We start from the raw sequence: 22145 nt of genomic DNA on the forward strand, positions 1-22145 counted from the left end.
GGATGGTTATTATATAAGATGAAAGGCGAGACGCCTTTCATCTTATAAGTGCAACTTAAAGTAGTTTCGTAACCGTTGTTGAAAATATGCTTTATACGGTTCTTCGTAAGTATGACTTTGGCCCGGCAACACCAGCATATCAAAGTCTTTCCCGGCCCGTATCAGTGCATTCACCATTCTATAAGTAGCCGCCGGATGTACATTCGTATCTACTTCTCCCGTCACTAATAATAAATGGCCTTTTAACTTCGAAGCGAGTTCCTGGTTCAGCGCTACCTTGAATGCAAAACTGGAATCGATGCCCTGAAAGGTTTCACCCCAGGTACGATTATATATAGTATTATCATTGTTGCCGGAGGAGGCCACTGCTACCTTGTAAAAGTCAGGATAGGTACAAATAGCCGCTACCGCCATCATTCCGCCACCGGAATGACCAAAGATGCCTACGCGGGTAGTATCAATAAAATGATACCTGGCGGCTAATTCGAGGATGCCGTGCCTGTCATCTTCCAGCGCGTAGTCACGCAGGTTGCCATAGCCATAAGTATGATACGCTTTGTTACGGAATGGAGACCCACCCCTGTGGCCCATGCACACTACAATACAGCCTGTCTGTGCCAGGGCAGTATTGTTATACCTGTCCAGCACTGTGAATGATGTCCATACTGTTTCTGTTTGCGGACCGGGATATACCTGTGAAATAATGGGGTACTTTTTAGTACTGTCAAAGTCAAATGGTTTCCACATCAGTCCATAAATATCCGTTACCCCATCGGCTGCTTTGATGGTAAACATCTCCGGTCTTTTCCAGCCATATTTATACAGCCGGCTCAGGTCTGGTTTCCATATTTCCATTTGCCAGTTGCTGCTGGTACTACGGATGGCGGTGCGGGGCTCCATGTCTATCCGGGAATAATTGTCTACAAAGTACTTGCACCCGGGGGCCATGAAGATCTCGTGGTTGGCATTTTCTGGTGTGAGCAAACGCAGCCCTTTACCATCGAAATGCACAGCATATATAAAGGAATAGTTAGGGTTCAGGCCCTGCTCCCGACCATAGCCGTAGCAATAGAATTGCCTGGCAGCAGTGTCTATCCTGGCTACCTTACCTGCCGTCCAGTCGCCCTGGGTTACAGCCCCCTGCAAATGACCGGCACCATCATATAAATAATAATGGCCCCAGCCACTACGGTCTGACCACCAGAGAATATCTTTGCCATCATTGAGGACAGCAGCAGAGAATACATCATCGTTAATAAACGGACGGCTTACTTCGTGAATTAATACCTGCACTTTATTATTCCAATCCACCGCACATAAATCAATTTCATCCCTTGTACGCTTTTTACGCAGGAAATAAACTTTAGTACCGCCGTAAAGAACCTCCAGCTCCTGGTCCTTCCATTCCCCTGTATTTACCGGCGTAAAGGTGCCATTCAATGCATCCCCCAGGTATAATTCATACTGGGTTACATTTTTATCGCCAGGCAGTTCATATTTATAAGTCTCTACCCTGGGCCGGGGGGTAGACAAACTATGTACTACTGATAGGGTGCCTACCTTACGCCGGTCTTTCCTGACTACATAAAATTTAGAAGTCCCTTTTATCCATACTGCCTCGGTATTTGATTCACGCACAGTGTCTGCGTCATCATCATTCATATTAAAGGAATGATAGATCGCTCCATCGTGCGATAACTGTAATAAGGAACTATCTGAATTTCGTCGTAGAAACAGGTTATGGTTCTTTGCAACCAGCTGCCATTTTTTATCTGGCGATAAACCAATGCGCCAGTCGTGATGAGGGTAATCGTTAGGTTTAGAGGGTACCAGCTCCTCACTGATCAGGCTATAAGCATAATGGGCTTCTTTGTAATTGATACCCATATCATTGCTATTAGGCACTTCCACTTTGATCGCAGCTGTATCCACAGGTTGATGCAATAACTCCTGCAGCAGGCTACCCAGGTATTTTTTATCAGAAATACATTTACGGGTGCCCTTCCTGGCATCTACCAGGTAATAATCCTTATCTGCACTAAACCAACATTTGTCTGTCCCTTTTACAAAAAAGGGAATGACAGTCATGGAGCCGATCTGTTTGGCCAGGTTGGGTGCATCGTAATAAGCATCCTGTGCATGCAGACTACCAGCAATTAAAACCAGCAGACTTGTTTTAAAAATATGATTTAACATGATCAACAAGGAAAGGGTTTTGAGAATGGGCGGCTACTGTGTGCATGATTTCGATCCAACGGGGATACTCCTTCTTTTTAAAAGATGGTATGAAAGACACGTAGGCAAACACAATATCCATATTCGGACTACTGAAGTTAGCCACATTGTCTGCGATCAGGTTGGTAACGCGTTCCGCATCTTTCTGACAGGCTGCTTCGGCAATGTCCATCATGATCAGCAGGTCTTTTTTATCAGGGGCCGCTGTGTTTTTGATTTGTTCACGGTAAGCAACAAAGTCTTCTTTCTTATACCCAATATCTTTCTGGTAATACCCTTCCATGCAATAGCTGGTCATTTTGCGGAATACACCAGAGATCTTGTGGTTGATGGAATCAATCCCCTTTACCTTGGCAAAGTCCCGCCAGTGTGTGACCAGGTAGGTAAAGTTCGGACTGTGCATATCAGATAACTCGCGGGAAAACTGGTTTTCTCCATAAAGGAACCAGTTTTCAGGCAGGAGTTTCTGCTGCGCCGTAAGTGATTGGGTGTATTCTGCATTGAGTTCTTTTGCCCGCTTTACTTCCCTGTTCCGTAATGTCAGTACAATGTACTCCCGCATCAAAGCAGGGCTGCGATCCCCGGCATCGTACTTACGGAAGATTTGTGCTACCCTGTTGTCAGGGTCCATTCCTTCAGCTACCTTTTTGAGAAACTCTTTTGCAGGCATTCCCCCAATGAATTTGTACACCAGCTCTCCTTTCTCATTTAATAAGAGATAGGAAGGATACGCGGCTACCCTGTATTTTTTACCTACTTCCGGCCCCTCTCCTTTTTCCATATCCAGCTTTAAAGAGATCAACCGGGAATTGAAAAAGTCTGCCACGGTATCCTGTGTGAATACGTGGGCCGACATTTCTTTACAAGGGCCACACCATGAAGTATAACAATCTACAAATATGAGTTTATGTTCTTTGGCAGATCTTGCCAGCAAGTCAGACAGCGGTGCATGTTCAAAAGCAATCTCCCTGTGCTGCGCCATCAGCGGACTAAACACGCATGCCAGCAGTACGGAATATAAGGTATTCTTCATGATCAGGCTTTTATTTTATTAAAGAATTCGCGCTCCGCTTTTATTTTCATGAGGCGGAAGTTTTCTCTCGTGAGGGTGTCCGGATGCGTGTTTGCCATATCTTCCAGTTTCTTCATAGTGGCAATCATATAATAATGCAGCAGTACATTGGCATCGTTCAAACCACCACTGATATTAGCTTTGTAAGCAGCCTGTGCCAGCTCGTATACAAAGTTTGCCTGTAGCGTGCGTTCTTCAGGAGTCAGTACTTTTTCCTTATTAAAAGAATAAAATACTACCTGATCAATGAAATTGAAGATCTCATTTACATCTGCTACCTGGTCCAGTTTTCTTAAGTCAATCAATGATTTCAGTACAGCAATCTGCATATGGGTAAATGACTCCTGTACTTTGATCACCCTACCACCAGGTGTACCGTTTATCTTCATCCATGTAGCAGGGCCACTGAATACATATTGTTGTAAGAAAGCCAATGCCTGCTTTTGTGTAGCTACATCAGTTTTTATCAATTCTTCTCCTAAAGCGAGTGGTTTATGCCATACTCCGCCTATCAGCGCAGCTACATCCATACAGTATTTCTCATAGCTGATTAAGGCAGCTCCATATAATGAACCATTGCTGTTAAAGAGGTCTTCTGTGCCATCCAGTTGTTTGCTGATGGTATCCAGTTGCACAAATACGCGTTGCAGGTTTTTAATGGCCAGGGTAGATGCGGTGATTTTGTCGGATGCCAGGTCGTAATGTTGTGTGGCCGGGCTCAATGAATCTTCAGGTAAGTACAGGGGTGCGGGCCCTTGTCCATATGCCCAGCTGATAGCAGCCATATCTGCTTCGCCAATACCGGGCATTAATGCACTCACAGGCACCCCATCTTCCGGCTGTACCACGTAGTTAAATTCCAGGTCATCCATGATAGAAGCAGAGAAGGAATGCGTCTTCATCCATACAGGGTTGCGCAGCTGTGCCGTGGTATATGCATAACTGCCGCCCAGGTTTGCACGTAAGCCTAATGCTTCACCAATGGCTTTGATCATGAGCCAACGCATGATTTCCCCCTGTATTTCGGGGTTCCTGATATCATTGATGATTCGATTGTCATTGGCGCCACATTGGAGCAGGTAGCGTAGCATGAGCTGATCTGTGACTGCTTCGGTGATATTAATACGGGCGGTGAGAATTTCGCCTGTTTCCGGATGCTCTACAGTGGCTACTATTGGTAAGTTATAGGTATTGCCCCAATTGACCAGTATATGGCCCGGGCTTAACTGCTGGTCCTTTACAATTTTCAATACCTCTGCATGAAAGGCTTCGTTCCAGGCCAGTACGCCCTGTTCTACATACTTCCTGAAAAAGGCAGGAATGTTTGGATCCAATGCTACACCAATCTTGTTATCGATGTTCCATTTATGAATAAAAGAAGTTTTGCGGGCAGTGTAGGCGGCCTTACCATAGTCCATGAAACTAAAGGTCTCAAAAGGTGCGTCCTTCTCTGCCAGCTTGCGGGGCATTTTTGCGTCCGGTAATTGCTGGAATACCAGTTCTACTTCATAGGTATTGGCATTATCCATATCCCGGCCTGATGCAAAGTCTTTATTAAAATCAGTTTGTGAGCGCTCTACTGTAAAGCGTACCGCATTGTCTGTAGTTTGAATATCCTCTACTACAGACCGCTCCGGATCAGGATGACTTAGCAACGTCATATCCGGGAATGCGAACCAGTCTCCCCCTTCCAGGATCTGGCGGGAGATTTCGATGATATAACCGTCTTTCTTACCTGTTGCCACTATTGGGTAACCATAATTAACAGGCTGTAAACCGGAACGCTTCAGCACCGGTTCCATATCCCCATTTACATCTCCGCTGGCGCCTTCATTAAAACGGATACGGGTTACATTCATTGAGTTATTGATCCCTTTACTAAACCGGATGATCCCTGCCGATTTTGCAATGGCAGATGAATATCCTTTCCTTACATACCCCATCACCAATACATCTTTGCCCAATGCATTGTCAGGTACTTCCAGGTAGTAATGGTTGTCTTTTTTGTAGATAGCATAATCTCCTTCTATCTTCTTCATGCCATCCTTATAAAACTCTTTGTAGGACTGCGGTGATTTATTTTGTGCTACAGACAGTGCTACATTGAATAGCAAACCTGCCGTGATCAGTGATCTTCTCATTATTCCAATATTTTTTATTTACTTGCCGCCAGTGAGGAAGCATCTCCTTTTTCCCAAATGGTAATCATATCTGCCAGTGACTGCCAGTGTGCTTTGATAAGTAGATCAGTACTGGTTTGCAATTCATTCCTGCTCTTTGTACCAATCTTATTAATGATGCCCAATAGCTGTACACTTACATCATCTGTAAAACCGGTAGGTGATTCTACTATTGACAACGCTTTGGTAAGCAGTGTACGTTGCAGCTCCCTGTTGAATTCACTGGTAGCCGGCTTACTATAGATCACCGTGTACAGTCGCTCATAGAGTTCTTTTGTGGTATAACCTTTCGGATCTACTTCGAGATTATTATTGATCTGGCTGTACGACATAATCAGGCGGGACAATGAAATGTTGAAAGGCTCCATATCTTCTTTGCCAAATTCATTCGCTGCTTTCTTCATGATTGCCGGGTCAAATAACCATTTTGGATAGTTGAGCAGGTATTCTTCCAGGAAGGCGATCGCTGCTTCCTGTCTGGCCCTGGGTACAGGCTGGTAAGAAGGTAAATTTTCTTCCGGTTTTGCTTCCCTGTTATTATACCTGCCGCCTACTTCTCGCAGTGCATGCAACAGGTAATCGTGGTACCTACCCAGCAGACTCCTGTATTGCTGCCTGTAATGAGCAGGATCACACTCGGATGTCTTCATCCATTCATCGAAATGCAGCATGGTGAGTTGCAGGTTTTTAATACCCAACCGTCCTGCTTTTACAGGATCACTACCTACATCTTCTGATTGATAGCGGGGATCCACCAGGTCACTCTCTGTACCAAAACGCAGACGGACATCCTTGCGCTTTTCAGTCACCCAGCGTTCCAGTGAATCGGCGGTAGCTTTGGGTGTTGTAAATTGTGGCAGGTAACGATACCCCCATTCAATCGCAAATAAATCGTACACACCTATGCCCGGTACCAGCAGGGTATCTGGCATATGATCTTCCGGCTGTGCGGTATAATTAAAACGCATGTAGTCCATGATGGATGCACCAAAACCATTCTTTGCCACATAGGCCGGTTTGCGAATGCTATCTACTTCATAAAATGCGCTGCCGCCAAAGTTGTGCCTTAACCCCAGCGTATGTCCTACTTCGTGGGTAATGACGTTCTGAATCAGCCTGCCCATTACCTCATGACTCAGTGGGTAACGACGTGCTGCTGTATCTGTAGCTGCACACATAGAAAAATACCAGCGCTGTACCAGGTCCAGCACATTGTGAAACACCGCTACCCTGCTGCTGATAATCTGGCCGGAACGGGGATCGCATACATGCGGGCCATAAGCATTTGCAATAGGTGAACCCTTGTAAGAGATATAAGAGAACCTTACATCTTCCATTGCATAAGTGCTATCTTCATCAGGTGGTTCCGGCAATGCATAGATGGCATGCCTGAAACCAGCTTTTTCAAATGCCTGTTGCCATGCGTTCACCCCTTTAATAAAATAAGGTACCAGGTAAGCCGGGGTATGCTTGTCGATATAAAACACAATCGGGTGCTCAGGTTCTACCAGCTCTCCTGCCAGGTATCGTTGCACATCTGCTGCTTTGGGGCGCAGGTCCCAGCGGGAGGTCAGCTGCACCACTCTTGGATTGGTGGCATAGTTATCGTAATCCCTGATGGATTTCGTAAAGTATCCCACCCTGTTATCGGCAAAGCGCTGGGGCATGGGCAGCAGGGGCAGTAATACCCACGAAGCACCCACTTCCCATGCAGAAGAATTTTTGTTCTCTCCGGCAGGGCCATAGGTACGTAGTGAACGGAAGTTCATATTGGCAGGAAAACAGCGAATGCTAAGTATAGAAGACTTATCTGCTTCCAGGCTACCTAAGCTTAAATCATTCTTTGCGCCTTTTAGTGCAAAGAGGTCTCCATCGCCGGTAAGGGTCTCCGTAAAATCAATCAGTACAGAGTGATCACTTTTGGCCTTTACAGGAAAAGAAAATAATACAGGCAGCAGCGTGTTGTTTGCTATCTTGTAATAGATGGTGGTGGAATCCTGCGCATTCTGAAAAATGGGTTGTACGATATTCAGTTTGTTCCCCGCCTTTACAAAGCGGATCACTCTTTCGAACACCGCATCGCCGGCATAGCCAAATCGCTTGTCTGGCTTACGCTCTACCTGCGCAGCTCCCCTTACGATCGTAATGGCAGAGAGGATATCACGTCCGTTGATACTATCCGGTACTTCCATGAGGTAGCGCCCTTCCTGTACAAAAACATTACACATCCCCTGGTGGCGCACAGCCCCCGGTTTGATAAAGCTGTCCACGGATGGAATGCTATCAACCGACTGTGCAGACAAAGCAAGGGGAGCTGCATGACACATGCAGATGAGGATTAATCGCTTTAGAGTCGTCATCTTTCTTCAATCATTGCGGGATAGCGGCATTGCCGATTGCCTGCAGGTCTACATTATAGTTAGTGATGAAATAATTGCGTACCATGTCATACCGCTTTTTAATCTTACCACTGGTATCCTTCAATGGGTTGAGGATCCCTGTGTTGGTAGCAGAATAGGATGGTGCTTCGGCCTTGTTTAGCATGGCTTCTGAACAGCTCACCATGACCAGCATAAACCTGTTCCAGTCATTCTGTGCAGAAGTGTTATAATAATCAGAAATAGACCCGGCGGAATAAGCCTGTGCCTGCGTGGTGAACTTGGTGGTATAATTGGTCAGTTTGTTGAAATCGTCTGTAGGAGTGATAGGTTTCAATGCAAAGATCTCACTTAGGAATGCCTGTGATATCTTCCACGTCATATACCCTGAATCAGTTGCTGTCATGGTTTCAACTTTTGCACTGCCGAAATTCACAGAGATATTATCATAGTTATACCAGGCGCCTACTTCCTTGTATTTCAGGAAAAAGGTAATCGGGGTAGTAGAAAAGTCATACCCCAGCCAGCTGGAATCGACTTTGGAGCACAGCAGGACCTTGACAGGTAAAAACTCTTTCAGAAATTTATCAGAATAATACCGGAACCACAGGCGCTGTATCATCTGCAGTTGCTTACCGATATATGCTTCTTCTGCCTGCTGCGCGGTAAAACCGATATTCCAGTTCGACCTGGCGGAATCATAGTAAGCGTTCTTCCATCCAGTCGGTGTCCAGTATGCATCCTTGTCAGAGAACCTGTACAACAGGTAAGTGCCATACTTTTTATAATAATCCATGATCGTGGTATCATAATCATGATTGCCCTGTGGCAATGTATACGCCAGACTCTCAGAAGGTGTGAGCTGATCTTCCTTCTTAGTACAGGCAGCCAGTGACAGCAGCAGTAATATATAGATTGGGAACTTCATTGTTTAACGGGGATTTTGAGTCAGGTTATTGTTTCTTTCTATTGCCGTAGCAGGAATTGGCAATGCATACAGCGGGCTATTTGCCGGCAGTGTATAGGTACTGCTGTTCCCGTCTGCATCAATGAAATTGTGTGTTACAGCCAATCCCAGCCGCTTGATGTCTGCCCATCTGAAAGTTTCTTCCAGGCACAGTTCTCTTCTTCTCTCTGCCAGTGTGAACCTGATCAGGGAGTCAGCATCCTGTATATCCACAGTTGTATAAGGAGCAGCAAACCTGTTTTGCCGCAGCGTATTCAGGTATTGCAATGCAGCTGTACGATCACTGGCCTGTCCGCCAGACTGGTAGCGGCGTGCCAATCCTTCTGCGGCATTGAGGTACATTTCAGCCACACGAATGCCTTTGTCACCACTGGTATTGTTCAGGCTTGTCTTTGCAGAGCGGGTATTGTAACGCGTACCTGATACGGTCGTCTTGTAAAAGTAAAATTTGTAACGGAGGTCATTGCTTTCGTACAACTGGCTCAGTTCATCCGATACTTCATATGGCGCATGCATGGAAGTGTAACTACTGGGAGCAGGGAAGAAGGTAACTACTGAGCTGGTCTTAGGACCATACTGAAAAATCACTTCTGCACTCTGCGCCTGATCATAAACAAATACGCCATTGGAGGATGCAGAGAGACTCATATCCGTTAGTAAAGATCGCTCTGCCAATACTTTCTCCGCATAGTCAATTGCTTTGTCCCACTCCCCTTTATAGAGGTAAAACCTGGAAAGCCATGCATAGGCTGCAATGTAGCCGACCCGGTATGCATTAGGTGCTTCGTAATTTGCTTCCAGCAAAGCTGCCGCTTCTGTCAGGTCTTTTTCTACCTGGTCAAAAGTTGCCTGTAGGGAGCTACGACCTATGTGTTCGTCAGATACCTGCATCGTCAATATCAATGGAACCCCCATTGCAGATGCGGCACTGGCACTATACGGTGCACAATACAACTGCAACAGTTTAAAGTAGTAAAAGCCCCTCAGCAATTTAGATTGGCCTACCAGTGCATTCTTATCTTTTTGTGTACCTGATACATTGTCTACATAATCAATGACGATATTACATCCTTTTATTTTGCTGTAACACCTGGCCCAGGCATTGAAGGCTGTAGCAGCTGTACCCTGTGAACCATCCAGCTCTGTGGCATCAAATCTGAATACACCCTGTCCATTCTGGTAGTAACTGGAATAGGTAGTATTCAACTCCCCCGTATATGTACGGGGCATACCATAACTGCGGACATCGTCCGTAAGCATGTCAGAAAAATCTTCCATAGATGCGCTATAGGGATAAGCATCACTGATCATCAGTGCATACAGATCGTCTGTAGTAGTCGGTCTGATCTCGTCCGGGCTCGACTCCTTCAGAAACTTTTTGCAGGAGCTGGCCAGCAGGCAAATGGAAAAAAGATATATAATAAGTTGCTTCATGTTCGTACTGTTTGACATTTAAAAACTAACGGATGCGGATAGGGTATACGTGCGGGTACGGGGCTGTGAGCCTGTTGCCACTTCAGCATCCCTTCCTTTGTAGTCTTTGCTCACGATGGAGAATACCTGCGATACACCACCGGCCATGTTCAGCGATTTGCACTTTAGTTTTTTCGTAACCTGTTCCGGGAAACTATATGCCAGTGACACGTTATTACATCTCAGTGTGCTGGCATTCACGACACGGGCACTGCTATAGTTGTACATATCGTATACCAGTGCATACTTACCGTTGGGCAATAGTGTATAAGGAATCCTGTTATCAGGCAGTCCGGGAAATTGTCCGCTGGTATTCGAAGGCGTCCATCTTTGCAACAGTTCTGCAGAGAGGTTCTCATCTTCTCTTGGCAATAACGGATTCAGTGGATACGCTGCTTTCAGGAACTTCTTGCCACCTACCTGCAGGTACAGGTCTGTAACGAGTGTGAGTCTTTTATAGCGGAAACTCATGCCCAGGCCGCCGGTGATCAACGGATCCATCTTACCCATATAGCGCATAAAGGTGGTCGGATCATTTAGTGAATCCGCCCCTTTGGGCACAGCAAGGTTGATGATTGGCAACCCATTTGCCGGATTCACGCCTTTGTAATCAAACGCCCAGAAACCGGATACAGGATAGCCTTCCTTGTAATAAGTACCACTGGCAGCGGTGGTATACGATGATAGCTGGGTACCTGTTTTATTAACCTGGTTAAAGTTTTTCGCTGTATTCGCACTCATGGTCCAGGTAAAGTTGCGGGTACGAACAGGTACAAAGCTGGCGCTGATTTCGAGGCCACGGTTGATCATAGAGCCACCATTGATGGGCATGGTTTCTACGCCATATTCAACAGGAACAGGGAGTTGTGTAATAAGGTCCTTGCCTTTCTTCCAGTAATATTCCACGGTGGTTTGCACCCGGCCGCGGAAGATGCTGAGATCAAAGCCCAGGTTGATAGAAGTATTCTTTTCCCAACGCAGATCAGCGTAAGGTAGTTTGCTTAAGGTCAGCATCGACTCGCCCGTCATCTGGTCTACACTGGCACTTGCAGCACCTGTAGGTGTTTTGATGATCAGGTCAGGGCTTACACCGGCTACGATGTTGCGCTGAAAACCGAAGCTGGAACGTATACTCATGTCAGACATCCAGCCACTGTGGTCAAACCATTTTTCTCTGCCCACATTCCAGCGTACACCACCGGCCCATACCGGGTTGAATTTTTCTCCTGTATACTGGCCAAATCGGTTAGAGGCATCAGAGCGTACACTGGCATTGACAGCATAGCGGTTGTCGTATACATAATTGACAGTACCATAAAGCCCCATGTTATTCACAAGGTTATCTGTATATGCATGGGTATTTTCCTGCAAGAGTGGATTGGCGTAACCGTAAGAAGTATAGGTTAAAGGTAAGGTGGCAAATGATTTACCCCTGCCATAGAGGAAGCCCAGCGTACGGGCAGATAAACCCGTGGTCTTACTGCTGCTCGCTTCCTGACCGACCATGGCAGTCAAAGCATGTTTCTGTTTAAAGACATGACTGTAGGAAAGGCTGTTGCGCCAGTTCCAGGTGACGTTTCGGTTATCATCATCATTCAGTTCACCCCCTACCGGCATTTTACTATTGATGTAAGCCTGGTCTGTAGGCTTTGCCGTGCCATAGTCATAGTTCCTGATGCCAGCAATGTATTCCGTACGCTCAGTGGCATAAGATTCGCCATTGGTACTGCTGGTGCTGTATCCAAATAACGTCTGGAACACAAGTCCCGGCAGAATTTCATAGTTGATATCCATGCTTGTATTGGCAGAGAGGTTGGTAGTACGAAGCCCGGTATTGTTTCTTTCGTTGATAACATTATACTGGAAACCACTGGGCGCTGTGTAAAAAGACAGATCACCATCCGTGGTATATGCTTCGATGGCCCTGCTGGTGCCTGATGCATACTCATAAGGGTTTACCTTATAGAAGCCGTGGGTCACTCTGTTGCTGGCAGAGAGACGCAGGCCGATATACAGCTTGCTGGATAGGCGGGAGGTAATATTGAGGTTACCGGTATACGCTTTGCTATCGTTGCCGATAGCGGTACCATTGGTAGAATTGTATCCAAAGCTGGCATAGTAGCGGGTATTGAGGTTGCCGCCGGAGATGCTTAGGTTATGATTCATACTTACAGCATTGCGGAAGAGGAGTTTGAACCAATCGGTATTCACAGTTTCCATCCTTGCTACTTTGGCGTCAAATTCTTCGGCAGTAATCTGTTTATTCAGGTATTGGGAGAGGGCGCCGGCATAACCGACATTGTTACTGATATTGTTGGATACGAGGCCACGTTCATAAATCTCTTTGGATACGGCTACTCTTTCTTTGGAGTTCATCATATCCAGTCTGTCGTAATTTACTTTGTCAGTTACGCTGGTGTTTACAGAGTAACTGATGGTGGCAGGTCCGGCCTGTCCTTTCTTTGTATTGATCACGATTACACCATTCGCTGCTCTTACACCATAGATAGCGGTGGCAGAGGCATCTTTCAGAACAGTGATTTCAGCGATATCATTGGGATTGAGCCAGCCAATAGAATTACCAACGAAATCGCGGATATAATCAAAGTTATCGCGGGTAATATCGCCCAGTGAATTTAGGGTCGCGGCTTTGAAAGGCAACGGATCCTGCTGGATGATACCATCTACCACCCATACCGGTTCCTGCGAACCTAAGAGCGTAGAGGTACCACGTACACGGGTTTGTTGTCTTACACCTGTGAGGCCGGAGGTATTGGTCACGACTACACCGGGAAGTTTACCCTGTAGTGCCTGTTCAATGCTGTTCACACCATTCAGGTAGAGATCAGTAGATTTTACAGCACTAACGGAACCGGCTACGCTCGACTTGCGTAGTACCTGGTAACCTGTGATGACTGTTTCATCCAATGAGGTCACTACAGGTTCTAAGCCGATCAGCATTTCGCCGGATACCATGCGGGTATAGTTACCACCGGGTGTTTTTTCAGGCTTGCCTGTGGTGAGGCCATCCAGCCGGGACACAGGGATTTCAATACGGCTATAGCCGACGTAAGAGATAATGAGCACTTCATTGTCCAGTACATTGATCGAGAAATGTCCCTGCGCATCGGTGAGCACGCTCACGGATTTTCCTTTTACGGTGACGGTGGCACCGGCCAGTGGCTGGCCATTTGGGGCCATGACGGTACCGGTGACGGGGCCATCTTTTTTCATTTCCATAGGGAAGAAATCAACCTTGCGGGAGATGACTACTGTTTTGCCCTGAATGTTGTAGTCAAACGGTTGGTTGCGCAATAACTGCGGCAGGGCATTGTTCACTGTAGCACCATTCAACTGTATACTTACAGGAGTGGCATTTTTAATGTCAGCATCATCATAAAAGAACACATAGCCAGTTTGTTCTTTGATGGCTTCAAATACTTTTTCCAGCTTTACGGACTTTCCCGTGTAATTGATCAGCTGAGCGCTGGTATTGGCACTCAGTTGCAGGAAGGCGCCCAGTAAGATGACAGTTGTTAGTTTCATGACTAACATAATTTTGGTTGAAAACGGCGGTCTCTCCTTAAAAATGGAGCCGCAATACGCCTTAATTTGCATACTTTTGCAATGTTTAGGTGGTAGTTTTAAGCTGTAGAAATTCCTTAAGAGATCGCCTGAATATGAACCGGGGGCAGGGTCCAATCTGAATCCCCGGTTTTTTATTCATTCAATTCTTTGTTCCTGTTTTCTGCAGGACTGATTTTAGTTGACGGTCGGTATTATCCCCTCTTAATGTTGCATGGAAAAAAATTAATGGTTGGTTTTTTATTCTGTGATAATAATTTCCCTGTTATTGATCTTATAATGAATTTTCATTGTTTCAAGAATGGCTAAGACCTGCTGCAGACTGAGATCGCGGCCAATCTCGCCTGAGAAGGAACGGGTGGATGGTGCACCTTCGAAGCGTACAGTGACATCATACCAGCGGGCCAGTTGGCGCATGACGGCGGGAATGGAAGCATTTTCGAAATGAAATAAACCATTGCGCCAGGCGGTAACTTCATCTGGTTTCACTTCTTTGAGTACCATCTCTCCTTTTGCATTCACGGTAGCCTGCTGGCCGGGATGCAGGATGGTCTGATCCATTTTTATAGCACCCTGCAGCAAAGTGGTGGCGATGAAAGGTTCATCTTTGTAGGCGTTGATATTGAAGGTGGTTCCTAATACGAGCACCGATGCCCTGTTGTCGATGTTTACTTTGAATGGTTGGTTGACTGCATTTGCTACATCAAAATACACTTCTCCTGTAATGCTGACTTCTCTTGACTGGCCGTTGAAAGCAACGGGGTATGTGATGGAGCTGCCGGCATTCAGCCATACGCCGGTGCCATCCTGCAGGATGACATGAAAGGTTCTGCCATTGGGGGTATGAATGGTGTTGTAGACCATATTCCCACTGTTGCTGACACCTTCATAGGCCAGTAGTCCTTTATTTAATTTAACAGCTGTACCAGCTTCTTTACCCAGGTTGGTGGTTTGCAGGGTATCGAGGTTGATTTGCTGACCATCGCCGCGGGTGAGGATGGCGCCGTTTGTGGCAGGTGTGATTGTATTAGCAATCGTAGCTGGCTGTTTGTTTTCTTTTAACAGATTATATAATAATACGCCCATTAATAATGCAATGGCTGCAGCATATGGCAGTATACGTTTAATGGGGAGAACCTTGCGGATGGCAGGCCGGTCGGTGGCCAGAATTTTACTGGCAATGTGCTGGTATGGTTCCAGGTTGGTAGTCACATGCTGATTGGCGAGCAGGAATTCCGCTCCTACTTCATCCGCCATGGGATGGTTGGGATTGGCTGCCAGCCAGGTAAGTAATTCGTCGGTTTCTTCCAGGGAGATGGAATTGTCGGCGTATGCTTTTAGTAAATCAGCTAATCTTTGGTGGTCCATACTTAATTGACCCACGAAAGTTAAAAAGGGGGGTATAGGGGGGAAAATATTTTTTATAATAATATAGAAGGGAGGAGTTTGCCGGCGGCGGTGAGTTTCTTTCTTACTTTTTCGAGTGCGGTAGCGAGGGTTTTCTTGACGTAATCGTTGCTCAGGTGGAGGGTTTCAGCAATTTCCCGGGTGGTTTTGCCTTGCATGCGGCTGAGGTGATAGATGGTGGCTTGCCGGGGCGACATTTCGGCAACGGCGTCCTGGATGATGCGTTTGGTTTCGTTGAGGGTCACTTGCTGGATGGTATTATCATAGCTGTCATCGTCTGCAAGGGAGAATAAATCTTCCTGCAGGCGGTCACGCAGTTTCCTTTTTCTGAGCAGACGGTAACATTCATTGATCACGATTTTCCTTATCCAACCTCCGGGGTTGGTGATATCGGGTATGCTGTCCCTGTTGAGCCAGATGCGCAGGAATGCTTCCTGGAGGGCTTCTTCCACGTCTTTTTCAGATTGGAGGAGGCGCATCATAGCGCCGGCCAGTAAGGTCATGAAATGCTGATAGATGATCGTAAATGCTGTTTCGTCGCCTTCTGCTACTTTTAGAAAAAGGTCGTTCTCGTCCATTCCATTGTATTGTACCGGGTTGCTCATCCTTTGTGGTACAAGTATACCTAATTTTTGTTTGAAATAAAAGGCGACTCATTGCTGAGTCGCCGGGCGGTGATACCCTTTGAAAGATCACCTGGTTAGAATTTTTTATTGGTGGAAGGTAATGGAGGTGGGGGGAATTGGGGTAGCAGGGGAAGGGTTGTATAAAAAAGGAAAAGAATATGCAGTTTTATGCAGACAAACTGGGGTTGAGTGCAAAGCGATTGAACCAGGTGCTGAATGCGACGAGTATTCAATTGCTGCATGATAGATTAATTTTAGAAGCGAAGAGACAGATTATTCATAGTGAGAATAGTATTAAAGAGATTGCGTGGGTGTTAGGGTTTAAGGACAGACCTTATTTTAGCAGGTTCTTTAAGGTGCATACCGGGCAGACGCCGGAGGCGTTTCAGAAGCATGTGAAATATCATGTGGAGACGTTGCAGAATACCTTGGTAAGTTGATCATTTTCATTGTAAAAATAAAATCATTATTCACTGAAGAAAACTGAGTCGTTCATTCACCTGGGATCAATAAAAAACCATAAATACCTCTTTCCTCTTTGCAACCCAATAGCATGCACCATTAGTAATAAACTGGATTTGGTCATCTACTTCTATTGTATTTCACCTTACAATGTTATAAAAGAACTAGTTAGGCAATTTAGTAAGTTAACCTGGCTCAGGCATTAAATTTCACATGCCAACATACGTAGTATTTAAACACCTGAGAATCAAAAGGGAGACAATAAATTAAAAAATTTCATTAAAATACAATGAAGTTTAGTTGTGACTAAACAAAATATTACTAATTTTGGTTTTAAGGAAATATCAGCAGTCAAGGGGAAACAACATTCATTTTATGATTTATCCATCAATGGTGTTTTTCAGCTGGAAGCTTTTGAGGCTGAATTAGAGGCTAACTACAAATCAGAATTAAGAACAATCATAACGTATATGGATTACTGCTCTAACGGCGGTACACTTCCTCATACCAAAATGAAGGATATAACACCTCATGGCGAGACAATCAAAGAATATGAATTCAAATCAAAACACATCCGGGTATATGGTATACAGCAGCCTGGGGGTAAACTAATTATATTTTGCGGGTACAAAAATTCCCAGCCCTCTGATATTGTCAGATTCAGAAGCTTGAAAAGGAAATTTATGGAAACACCCAAAGAGCACATACATGGAAAGAAGTGAGTTAATAACGTCAAAAGAATATTGGATTGAGAAAATTAAACTCGATCTCTATCAGGTAGTTCAGGTCTACAAAGAGAAAAATGGTCTTACCCTCGAAGCATTGGCTCAAAAACTTGGAGTCACCAAAGGCTATTTATCTCAGGTTTTAAATGGCAATTTTGACCATAAAATAAGTAAGCTGGTTGAACTTGCATTGGCATGCGACATGGTACCACTTATAAAATATGAACCGACTGACCAATATGTTCAGGATGATGAATTGGATCTTTGTGATGGAGATTATAAAGACAGGCCAATTATACAAATAAGCCTCAGTAGTTTTCAAACCAAGTCAATTGATCCATCACAAAAGACCTTAACAAATGCCGTCTACTAATACAAAAAATTACGACATCAATTATACGATCAAATCTGTTGAAAGACTCAAATTTGATTTCACTGCGTTAGAATTGTTGAATATTGAAAACCTTGATTTAGAGAAGATCGATGTGAAATTTCAGCAATCATTTAGTCTGAAAGAAGACATCAAAATCATCTCAATAGATCTTGGGACTTTATTTACCTATGAAGAAGAAGTCAAACTGGTTGAGTTTAGAATAAGGATCAATTATTTTATCAATGAGTTCAATTTGGTAACCAATAAGAGGGATACAAACAAATTGCAAATACTTAATCAAATAATGATCCACCTGGTTGGCCTTACTTTATCAACATCAAGAGGTATGTTGGCCTCCTATTTGATCGATACAGATTATAAAAATATTTTTATACCGATACTGCAGGAACAGGATATTAGGGCATTCTTTCTTCCTGATTTTCCAAAATTAAAATAATAGGATTCATTATTGAATAAGCGCTACTTTCTCTACCGATTCTGCAATAATCTTTATTATTCCTCCCGTTGAATTCGTCTCAATCATATAGCAGTTCAGCCGCTGCCCTTTTTTAAGATCCGGGTCATCAGTAGCAATCCACGCCTGCAGGATAGTTTCCTTTACATATATCCCAAAATTGAGTGTTGCTTTAAATAAAACAACGTTCTTAAAAACTATTTTAGATGCAGGTTCATCATACCAGTCAATCGTCATCTCAACAGTATCTGATTCTCCAGGGTTACTTCTATCAATGAAGATATTTTGTAGTATTGAATCATGCCAATAGCAGTCGTCAAAATTCAGGTACATATTTATTTTATTTCAACTATTCTTTAAAGGCCCTTCACGTTTTCAAACACCCTTTTGACACTTTCATACGAAAAATGTCTTTGTGTTTCATGTTCCTTCGCAGAGATGGGCTACCAGGATGCAAATGGTCATAATGTTAGTAGTCAAGTTCATGGAGGTTCAACTATTTATTATAACAGCGTTAAAGGTAAACCGGATAACATTGTATATATTCATAAACACCAATAAAAATATTATGAGAGTGTACTTGGGAGTTTTATTTATATTACTTTCTTCAATCAAAGTGTGTTCCCAATCTCTATTTGATACCATCCACAGACCTGTGGATAGGTATAAAATACAACGCATCGATTCTATAGAATCAGTGTATGTAATATATGCTGAAAAAGGCGGTAAAGTTTTTAAAATTGCCTCTACCAAAGGTATTCTAAATGTAGGAATACCTATTCGAAAGAAGAAATATTACGATTTGGAACTGATTTCACATTTAGATGAATCAAAAATAAATGGGAAAATGCATATAGGTGGAATATTAATAGAACTTGAAGGTGGAAAGGTAATATGGGATCTATTTTATTGTGAGAATCTAAACGGTTTATATATTACTCCACCTAATCAGGTTACGAACAAGTAGATGCCTTTAAATTCTTTGCTTTGCAATTCCTTACCGTTGCTATTTGTATAGGGTATGCGATGTGATAATTAAGTAAAGGTTTTGCATCCGCTGGTTCTGCAAACCAAATGATACTTAAACAAAAAGGACTCCTTATTCAGAAGTCCTTTTCTAAAAGATGGGTGGATGATGGGGTTCGAACCCACGACCCCCAGAACCACAATCTGGTGCTCTAACCAACTGAGCTACAACCACCATTTCTAACCGTGCGGGGCGCGAAAGTAAGAATAATTTAAATACAAAAGAATTTTTATCAATAAAATTTAATAGTAATGTGCTAAACGCTACTAAAAAGAAAAAGGACTCCTTATTCAGAAGTCCTTCTCTAAAAGGTGGGTGGATGATGGGGTTCGAACCCACGACCCCCAGAACCACAATCTGGTGCTCTAACCAACTGAGCTACAACCACCGTTTGAATTGGGATTGCAAAGATAAGCAAAACAACTCTCAATTTCCAAATATTTTTTAGAACTTTTTTCTCCCTCACACCCCTGATCCTCACCTTTCATCATTTTCCCCTCCCTATTCCCCGCCACTCCCAATATATTTGTCCCGGTCTCAACTTTCTATTAAATGCGGTATTCCCTGTTACTTATTATAACAGCGGTCCTGGCCACCTGTTATGTATCTGTAGTAGCTCAATCAACCAACAATCTGACCGGCAAAGCCATAGACGCCAGCACCGGCAAGCCCGTTGAATATGCCTCCGTAGTCATCCTACAGGAAAAAGACTCCTCCGTGCTCACTGGTATGTACACCAAACCAGATGGAACTTTCGCATTTACAACTATAAAACCAGGCAATTATATCCTCCGTATCACCTTCATGGGGTACGACAACCTCTATAAAAATATTACTACCAATAAACCGCTGGGCACCCTAAAACTCACACCCACCGGCAAAGTTCTCGCTACCGTTGAGGTTAAATCTGAAAAGCCCGCTTTCTCCATGCAGATCGACAGACAAGTCTTCGACGCCGGCGCTTTCGTAACTGCCGAAGGAGGCACGGGCACAGATATATTAAAAAACATTCCCAGCGTAGATGTGGATATAGACGACAACGTTACCCTCCGTGGTAAAAGCGTGACCATCTATGTAGACGGCAAGCCCTCCCCCTTTGGCGATGCTAAAACAGCCCTGCAAATGATTCCGGCAGAAACCATCGACAGGGTGGAGGTGATCAACAACCCCTCCGCTAAATTCGAAGCCAATGGCGGCGGCGGCATCATCAATATCGTACTGAAAAGAGACAAAGCCATCGGCTACAATGTCATGTTCAATGCCGGCGTGGCTACAAGAGGGCAAATTAATGGAACCGCCAATGCCAGCTTAAGACTTAGAAAATTCAATTTCTTTGGCAACTACAACGGTCGCTACGAATCTGCCACCGGCTCCGGTTACAGCTATCGCCAGAACCTGGTTGCCGATACCGCCGGCGCCTGGTTCTTTACACAGGATAGTCATAATAAAAACTCCAGCCACCAAAACGGTGGTCGCATCGGACTCGATTATTACCTCGACGACTACAATACCTTCACCATTTCCGAAGGCTTTAGCAGCAGCAAGGGTAACAGCGAAGACAACATCCTGCTCGATTACCTGAATCAGGTCAAAGACCCCCTCAAATCAGGTGAAAGACATAATACCAGCGACAATAGCAATCCCAATAGTAATACTGCCTTCAATTTTCGCCATACTACCAGCAGGCAGAACGAGGAGTGGACGGCATACGTGAGCTATAGCAATAACAAAGGCAATAATCATAGTAACTACTTTACAAAGTACAATACCTCCCCCAACCCTGACCTGCAGGATAATACCGGCCGCTCTCAGAATAAGTTCTGGAATATTCAGACAGACTACACCACCCCTTTTGGGAAAAAAGGTAAATTCGAGACAGGAGGTAAAATCACCTTACGGAATAACAACAACGACTACAAAGCCCAGGTGTACGACTGGGACTCTATGGAATACCAGACCAGCAGCCTGCTCTCCAATACCTATTATTACAAAGAAGACATTTACGGCGCCTACCTCAATGTATCCAACGCCATTGGCAATCTCGGTTACATGGTGGGCACGAGAGTAGAACAAGCTTATTTAAACGGTTATTCCTACACCAAGGATACGGCTGTCAACAATAAATTCTTCAACGTCTTTCCGAGCGTATTCCTGAAATACAACCTGCCGCATAACCAGGACCAAAGCCTGATCTTCAACTATTCTACCCGGATAGACCGGCCTAATTTTGACCAGCTCCTGCCCTATGTCAATAACTCCGATCCGCAAAATATCCGTGTGGGCAACCCGGCCTTACGCCCTTCACTGACCCATAAGTTCGAAGTAAACTACTCGCGGTATTACCCGGGTTCAAAAGATTTCCTGAACACCGGGGTATACTATTCCCAGGCTAATGACGACATAGACCGCATCAGCGTATTGGATACCACCACCGGCATCACTACTACCAAACCCATGAACCTGGCTACTGACAAAGACTGGGGAGCTAATTTTACCTACAATCTCCACATTTTGAAGGGTTGGAACGTATCCAGTAACCTGAACCTGGAATACAGCAAACTGACCGGTGCCACCATCAGCAATGAATATTTCTCCTGGGGTATCAATGTCAATTCCAATTGCCGCCTGCCCGGCGGTTTTAATATACAAATGAACGCCCACTACCGGGCTCCCCGCGTGCAACCACAGGGGACCTTTAAGGCGATGAATGGTATTGACATGGGGGTGCGTAAAGAAATGCTGAAAAACAACGCATTGGCCATTTCGCTGAATATCTCTGATATATTGAATACACAACAATACAGCTCTCATTACGAAACTGATGCCTTTATACAGGACTACAGCCGTAAGAGGATGACCCGTTTTATCAGGTTGAATATCCGCTACCGGTTTGGAAAGATGGATCCTAACCTGTTCAAAAGAAAGAAGAAACAGGAAGATCAGGAAGAAACGCCGGAAATTGAGGATAAAAAGCCACAGGACAATAGGTTATAACATGCAGGAGGCAATAAGACCAATGCAAATGGGCGGATAAAAAGCCACAAGATAGCAGATTATAACATGCAGGAGGCAATAAAGCCAATGCAAATGGGCGGATAAAAAGCCCCTGGATACCAGGGCAGTAACGCCAAAACTGGCAGATAAAAAGCCACAAGTTCCC

General features: G+C 44.6%; 16 protein-coding genes and 2 tRNA genes. 6 read left to right on the forward strand and 12 right to left on the reverse strand.

What is annotated here, in order from left to right; genetic code table 11:
* Positions 1-42: 42 nt before the first annotated feature.
* The 9 genes from ABDW16_RS18165 to ABDW16_RS18205 form a co-directional block, all read right to left on the reverse strand.
* Positions 43-2196 carry a prolyl oligopeptidase family serine peptidase gene (locus tag ABDW16_RS18165; protein WP_343671684.1) on the reverse strand — a complete coding sequence of 718 codons (2154 nt, stop codon included), beginning with the start codon at positions 2194-2196 and terminating at the stop codon, positions 43-45.
* Positions 2177-3268: a thioredoxin family protein gene (locus ABDW16_RS18170; RefSeq protein ID WP_343671686.1), complete on the reverse strand. Its 1092-nt coding sequence runs from the start codon at positions 3266-3268 to the stop codon at positions 2177-2179. The genes ABDW16_RS18165 and ABDW16_RS18170 overlap by 20 nt, the downstream gene beginning before the upstream one ends.
* A gap of 2 nt (positions 3269-3270) precedes the next feature.
* Entirely contained in the window at positions 3271-5448 is a 2178-nt protein-coding gene (locus ABDW16_RS18175; protein ID WP_343671688.1) for a zinc-dependent metalloprotease, read from the reverse strand.
* Positions 5449-5462: 14 nt separating this feature from the next.
* Positions 5463-7814, reverse strand: a complete 2352-nt coding sequence (locus ABDW16_RS18180) for a zinc-dependent metalloprotease (RefSeq protein ID WP_343671689.1) — start codon at positions 7812-7814, stop codon at positions 5463-5465.
* A 43-nt stretch (positions 7815-7857) separates the two neighbouring features.
* The gene (locus ABDW16_RS18185) at positions 7858-8793 is read right to left on the reverse strand and encodes a hypothetical protein (protein WP_343671691.1); all 936 of its coding nucleotides are present in this window, start codon (positions 8791-8793) and stop codon (positions 7858-7860) included.
* Between the two features lie 3 nt (positions 8794-8796).
* Entirely contained in the window at positions 8797-10266 is a 1470-nt protein-coding gene (locus ABDW16_RS18190; protein ID WP_343671692.1) for a RagB/SusD family nutrient uptake outer membrane protein, read from the reverse strand.
* An 18-nt stretch (positions 10267-10284) separates the two neighbouring features.
* Positions 10285-13851, reverse strand: coding sequence for a SusC/RagA family TonB-linked outer membrane protein (locus ABDW16_RS18195; RefSeq protein WP_343671694.1), 3567 nt, complete (start codon positions 13849-13851; stop codon positions 10285-10287).
* A gap of 279 nt (positions 13852-14130) precedes the next feature.
* Positions 14131-15258, reverse strand: a complete 1128-nt coding sequence (locus tag ABDW16_RS18200; RefSeq protein WP_343671695.1) for a FecR domain-containing protein — start codon at positions 15256-15258, stop codon at positions 14131-14133.
* Positions 15259-15311: 53 nt separating this feature from the next.
* Positions 15312-15902, reverse strand: a complete 591-nt coding sequence (locus ABDW16_RS18205) for a sigma-70 family RNA polymerase sigma factor (RefSeq protein ID WP_343671696.1) — start codon at positions 15900-15902, stop codon at positions 15312-15314.
* A 179-nt stretch (positions 15903-16081) separates the two neighbouring features.
* On the opposite strand from ABDW16_RS18205, the gene ABDW16_RS18210 reads away from it, so the two are divergent.
* From ABDW16_RS18210 to ABDW16_RS18225, 4 genes are all read left to right on the forward strand, one after another.
* Positions 16082-16363: a helix-turn-helix domain-containing protein gene (locus ABDW16_RS18210; RefSeq protein WP_343671697.1), complete on the forward strand. Its 282-nt coding sequence runs from the start codon at positions 16082-16084 to the stop codon at positions 16361-16363.
* 324 nt (positions 16364-16687) lie between these two features.
* A complete protein-coding gene (locus ABDW16_RS18215) occupies positions 16688-17107 on the forward strand; it encodes a hypothetical protein (protein ID WP_343671699.1) in 420 nt (139 codons plus the stop codon).
* The gene (locus ABDW16_RS18220) at positions 17094-17483 is read left to right on the forward strand and encodes a helix-turn-helix domain-containing protein (protein WP_343671701.1); all 390 of its coding nucleotides are present in this window, start codon (positions 17094-17096) and stop codon (positions 17481-17483) included. The genes ABDW16_RS18215 and ABDW16_RS18220 overlap by 14 nt, the downstream gene beginning before the upstream one ends.
* Positions 17470-17940, forward strand: coding sequence for a hypothetical protein (locus ABDW16_RS18225; RefSeq protein WP_343671703.1), 471 nt, complete (start codon positions 17470-17472; stop codon positions 17938-17940). The genes ABDW16_RS18220 and ABDW16_RS18225 overlap by 14 nt, the downstream gene beginning before the upstream one ends.
* Positions 17941-17949: 9 nt before the next feature.
* Here the strand turns inward: ABDW16_RS18225 and ABDW16_RS18230 are convergent, their stop codons facing one another.
* A complete protein-coding gene (locus tag ABDW16_RS18230) occupies positions 17950-18291 on the reverse strand; it encodes a hypothetical protein (RefSeq protein ID WP_343671704.1) in 342 nt (113 codons plus the stop codon).
* A 133-nt stretch (positions 18292-18424) separates the two neighbouring features.
* On the opposite strand from ABDW16_RS18230, the gene ABDW16_RS18235 reads away from it, so the two are divergent.
* Positions 18425-18925 (forward strand): hypothetical protein, encoded by a 501-nt coding sequence (locus ABDW16_RS18235; protein WP_343671705.1) that lies wholly within the window; start codon positions 18425-18427, stop codon positions 18923-18925.
* A gap of 160 nt (positions 18926-19085) precedes the next feature.
* Here ABDW16_RS18235 and ABDW16_RS18240 read toward each other — a convergent pair.
* Positions 19086-19159: transfer RNA gene (locus ABDW16_RS18240), tRNA-His, on the reverse strand.
* A 140-nt stretch (positions 19160-19299) separates the two neighbouring features.
* A tRNA-His gene (locus ABDW16_RS18245) sits at positions 19300-19373 on the reverse strand.
* 164 nt (positions 19374-19537) lie between these two features.
* On the opposite strand from ABDW16_RS18245, the gene ABDW16_RS18250 reads away from it, so the two are divergent.
* On the forward strand, positions 19538-21979 hold the full coding sequence (locus ABDW16_RS18250) for an outer membrane beta-barrel protein (protein WP_343671707.1): 2442 nt from the start codon (positions 19538-19540) through the stop codon (positions 21977-21979).
* Positions 21980-22145 lie beyond the last annotated feature (166 nt).

Origin of the sequence: Chitinophaga sp. (assembly GCF_039596135.1) — a bacterium.
Classification (GTDB): domain Bacteria; phylum Bacteroidota; class Bacteroidia; order Chitinophagales; family Chitinophagaceae; genus Chitinophaga.